Below are 4443 nucleotides of genomic sequence, written 5' to 3'. Positions count from 1 at the left end.
CCATGCCACGGCCGGCGATGAACTGCACCGGGCCGAAATGATCGAAGAAGATGAACGGCCCGACCATCTGCCGCTTGCCGTGCGGCAGCGCCCCGGCGCACCGCAAAGCCGTCGCCGAGATCACGCGTCCGCGGCACGATGACGAGATCGAGCGCGTCGCAGGTCTGCGGATCGCCCAGCACCGGATCGACGGGACGGCATCCAGCTCATGTTGTTTCTCCCGTATTCTCTGGTTCCCAGGCGAGAGAGTTACTCGCTTACTTCGTCATGGCCGGGCTTGTCCCGGCCATCCACGACCTTACAGCGTAGCTACGCCGAAGACGTGGATGCCCGGGACGAGCCCGGGCATGACGGCTTTGATTGTGACGCTCGCAGTAACATCCATCACGCCGGCGGCGAGATTGCCAGCGGGGCTGGTTTGGTCGCGGTCTTCCGCGCCTCGGCGCTGAGCGGCTTGGTCGGCAGCAGCTTGCGGACCGAGGACGACGCGGCGACCTGGCCGCGTTCGGCGAAGGCCTCGTGGTTGGTCTCGATCTCGTCGAGCGCGTACAGGTAGTTGACCATCATGCCGTGCGACTGGCGCATGCCGTTAGGCGAGCGGTCGCCCAAAAAGTCGAGCCGGTCGAGCCGGGCGCCGTTGCCGAGATGGAAACGCGCCACGGGGTCCAGTGGCTGGCCGCGCTTGTTCTTGGCCTGCAGGAAGTAAGCGGCGGCGAGGCCGCACAGCAGCGGCTGCACCAGCGCGACAGTGTCGGCGTCGTCCGCCCAATGAGGATCGTCGAGTGCGGCGAGCGCATCGCGCGCCGATGCGTCGATCAGCTTGGATTCGGCATTGCCGCGCTCGCGCGCCAGCCATTTGGCGAAGCCCGGCACCGGCGACAGCGTCACGAAGGTCTGCACGTTCGGCAGCTCGCGCTTGATCTCCTCGACGACCTGCTTGATCAGGAAATTGCCGAACGAGATGCCGGCGAGGCCGCGCTGGGTGTTGGAGATCGAATAGAACACCGCCGTGGTGGCGTCGCTCGCGGCGATCGGGGCGCGGCCGAGATCGAGCAGCGGCGCAATCGCGCTCGGCTTCTCGGAGGTCAGTGCGACTTCGACGAAGATCAGCGGCTCGTCGACGAGCTGCGGATGAAAGAAGCCGTAGCAGCGCCGGTCCGGCGGCGCGAGCCGCGCGCGCAGATCGTCCCAGTCGTGGATGGCGTGAACCTGCTCGTAGCGGATGATCTTTTCGAGAATGTTGGCCGGCGTCGTCCAGTCGATGCGCCGCAGCACCAGAAACCCGCGGTTGAACCACGAGCTGAACAGGTGAACGAAATCGTCGTCGACATGCTTGAACTGCGGATGCTCGGCGAGCCGCGCCTGCACGGCCTCGCGCATCTTGACCAGCGCCGCGGTGCCGCCCGGTGCCAGATTGAGCCGGCGGATCAGCTCCTGCCGGCGCGGTTCGGCAGCGCGTTGCAGCAGGCCGACAGCGTCAGGCGCGCCACCGCTGGCCTGCACGGCCGCGATGGCCTCGTTGATCAGTTCGAGCTCGGGGCCGAACTTCTCCGCCAGCGCGTCGAGGAAGGCGGCCTTGTCGTCGTCGGCCGCTGCCGCGTAGCCGGCGAGGAGCGAAGCCGCGAGGGCCACGCCAGTGGCTTCGCCGCGGCGGGACAGCAGCGCCTCACCGAGTTCGATCAGTTCGTCGTGCGTCATCGGCTGGGAGGAGCCGAACCGAAAAAGGTTGCGGCCACGAATGGTCAGGCTGTTGAACAGCCCGCCCAAAAATTCGGAGGCGCGGTCGACGGTTGCTGTGGCCATGCAATCCCCTTTTAGGCTCGGTGCATGCGATTGGCAGGCACTTGCAGGAACCATACCGGTTCGCCGCGATGGCTTCCAGACGCGGAGAGCTGGGAAAGGTTGCGTCGCGGCTTCGTGACCGGACGTGGTGTGAAATCCGTTGCGTTCACTCGGCCCGCAGGGCGCGGCGATAGAGCTTGCCGGTAGGGCCGGTCGGCAGCGCCTCGACCGCATGGAAGCGTTTCGGCACCTTGTAGCCGGCGAAGTGGTGCTCGCGACGCAGCCAGGCGCCGAGTTCTTCGGCGGCCGGCAGCGGACTGCGGGCGACAATGAAGGCTTCGATACGCTGACCCATCGCCGCATCCGGCTGGCCGACCACGGCGCATTGCGCGACCGCCGGATGCGCCAGCAGCGCGTGCTCGATCTCCTCGCCCGACACCTTGATGCCGCCGGTGTTGATGACGTTGTCGATCCGGCCGGTGACCCACAGATCGTTGTCGGCATCGAGCCGGCCGAGATCGCCGGAGCGCCACCAGCGATCGCGGAATTTGGCGTGCGTCAGCGCCTCGTCTTTCCAATAGCCGACTGCCAGCGACGGACCTGAGACGGCGATCTCGCCCTCTTCGCCGTTCGGCATTTCGTCGTCGAACGATCCGCCGGCGCTGAGGATCTTGACGTCGCAGCCGAGCACCGGCCGCCCCGAGGTGCCGATCTTGCCGCGCGCCATGATGTCGCGCGTCGTCGCCATCACGGCCGAGGCGGTGAAGGCTTCGCCCGACAGATAGATGCACGAGATGTTCTTGCAGAACTTGCCGTGGAGCTGGGCAACATCGCTCGGCGCCGGCGGTTCGCCCGAGATCGTCACCAGCGTCAGCGACGACAGATCGTACTTCTCCGGCTGCGCGTCGAACACCATGCGCCACATCGTCGGCACCAGCGGCGCCATGCTGATGCGCTCGCGCTGCACGGTTTCGAGGAAGGCCTGCGGCGTGAACACCTGGCCGAAGCACACCTTGGCCTTGGCGCCGACGAACGGCAGCACGATGATGGCCCAGGCGGCGAAAGAAGGCTGCATGTACAGCAGCGTGGCGCCGTCGCGCGGGATCGGACCCATCACCACCTGGCCGCCTTTGGCGGCTTCGAGCAGCGACTTCTGGCTGTGCATGATGCCTTTCGGCTGGCCGGTGGTGCCGGACGACAGCACGATCGCGGCGATATCGGACGGCTGCGGCGGCGCTCCGAGCACGTCGTAACGGACTCTGCGCGTCACGATGCTCTGGTAATCATCATCGGCATCTTCATCGTCGCTGCCGAGGCTGATCCGCGCAATGCGCGTGCCCGCCGCCATGATGGCGTCGCGTGCCAGCGGCGCCAGATCGGCATCGTGCACCAGCACCTTGGCGCCGAGCCAGGCCAGCATCTCGCCGAGCCGCGGCGCCGGTTCGCGCACATGCAGATTGGCGGCGATGCGGCCACTGAGCGGCGACGCGAACCAAGCTACCGCATGCCTGGCCGAGCTGCGGCACAGATAAGCGACAACGTCACCGGGCTGGGCGCCGAGTTCCGCGAACGCCTGCGCCAGTGCGCACGCCTGATCGAGCGCGTCGCTACCGCTAATGCGGTCGGCGTCGTCGACGAACAATTCGTCGCGGCCGCGCCACTGCGCGGAGCGGATGAACAAATCACTGAGGGTTTCGATGGAAGCGGTGCGGATCATCATGCGGTCGGCAGCGGGACAGCGACGACGCTACAGGCCGATCAGCATCGACGTCCAGCAAAGATGATGCTGCACTGCAGGGGGACGTCGCGCAGCTAACTAACCAGCCGTATCCGCTCCGCGGATCGTCGCGGTGACGTCCTCGACATGATGCAGCAGGCAGATCAGCCGGCCCGCCGGGTCGTGGATCGGCGTGTTGATCGGCTGCCAGTATTTCTCGACGAACTCGCCGCCGGCGTCGCGCACGTCGTAGCGCTGGACCGCCATTGCGTGCGGCTGGCCGGTTTCGACGACGGTGCGCAGCGACGTGTACAAATTGCTGACGCCGTCGGCGGTCTCAATCGACGGGTTATCCGGAAATACTTCGAACAGCGGCTTGCCGGCGATCTCGGTGCGTGTCGTCATGGTGGCGCGCGCATACGCATCGTTGACGTCGATGATCTTCAGCCCCGGGCCGGGGTCGATCAGCATGTAGGGATGCTCGGACGCCTCGAAGCCGGGCCTCAGCTCGGCCAGCACGGAGCCGACATCGCCGGCCTTGCGGAAGGCGGCGGCCGGTGACGGGTCGGCGCCGGAGAGCTGCGAATGCAGAACCGCAAGCTCGCGCTTAGCCGAAGCCAGCAGCGTGGTCAGCGTCTGGCGCAGTTGCTGATCCGTGGCTTCTGTCAGAAGCTTCTGGAAATGCTGGATATTCTGCTGACAGACAAAGCGCTGCATCGGCGTGGCTCCGTTGCGCCTCGCGCCTAGGTTGTCCTCCCTAGCTACGCCGCTTGTTCCGTATGTCAATACCGCTTATCGGCGCGCCAGAGCACTGACGGCCTCCAGCCGCTCGTGCCGTTCCAGTCCCAGCATCGCTTCCGCAAAGGCTTGGGCCCGTCCGTCCAGCACCGGGCGCGCGAGCTGCAGGAATTTCTGCATCATTGCCTGGTCGGTCGGGAAGGAAT

The 4443-nt window shown here is 66.3% G+C and carries 3 protein-coding genes and 1 pseudogene; all 4 read right to left on the bottom strand.

What is annotated here, in order from left to right:
* Nucleotides 1-210, bottom strand: a pseudogene (locus I5M_RS31320) (hypothetical protein); the annotation flags it as partial.
* A gap of 174 nt (nucleotides 211-384) precedes the next feature.
* Entirely contained in the window at nucleotides 385-1803 is a 1419-nt protein-coding gene (locus I5M_RS10835) for a malonyl-CoA decarboxylase (RefSeq protein WP_022721425.1), read from the bottom strand.
* A gap of 145 nt (nucleotides 1804-1948) precedes the next feature.
* Complete coding sequence (locus tag I5M_RS10830; protein WP_159103990.1) at nucleotides 1949-3499, bottom strand: class I adenylate-forming enzyme family protein; 1551 nt, start codon at nucleotides 3497-3499, stop codon at nucleotides 1949-1951.
* A 99-nt stretch (nucleotides 3500-3598) separates the two neighbouring features.
* Nucleotides 3599-4216 (bottom strand): PAS domain-containing protein, encoded by a 618-nt coding sequence (locus I5M_RS10825; protein ID WP_022721423.1) that lies wholly within the window; start codon nucleotides 4214-4216, stop codon nucleotides 3599-3601.
* Nucleotides 4217-4443: the final 227 nt, after the last annotated feature.

Origin of the sequence: Rhodopseudomonas sp. B29 (assembly GCF_000333455.1) — a bacterium.
Classification (GTDB): Bacteria; Pseudomonadota; Alphaproteobacteria; order Rhizobiales; family Xanthobacteraceae; genus Rhodopseudomonas.
Note: the sequence above shows the minus strand (reverse complement) of the source record. Positions and strands in the feature narration are given on the sequence as shown.

Bases quoted from the DNA above. Each gene is read 5' to 3' on its own strand.
- I5M_RS10830 (WP_159103990.1), bottom strand. From the start codon at position 3,499: ATGATCCGCACCGCTTCCATCGAAACCCTCAGTGATTTGTTCATCCGC.
- I5M_RS10835 (WP_022721425.1), bottom strand. From the start codon at position 1,803: ATGGCCACAGCAACCGTCGACCGCGCCTCCGAATTTTTGGGCGGGCTG.
- I5M_RS10825 (WP_022721423.1), bottom strand. From the start codon at position 4,216: ATGCAGCGCTTTGTCTGTCAGCAGAATATCCAGCATTTCCAGAAGCTT.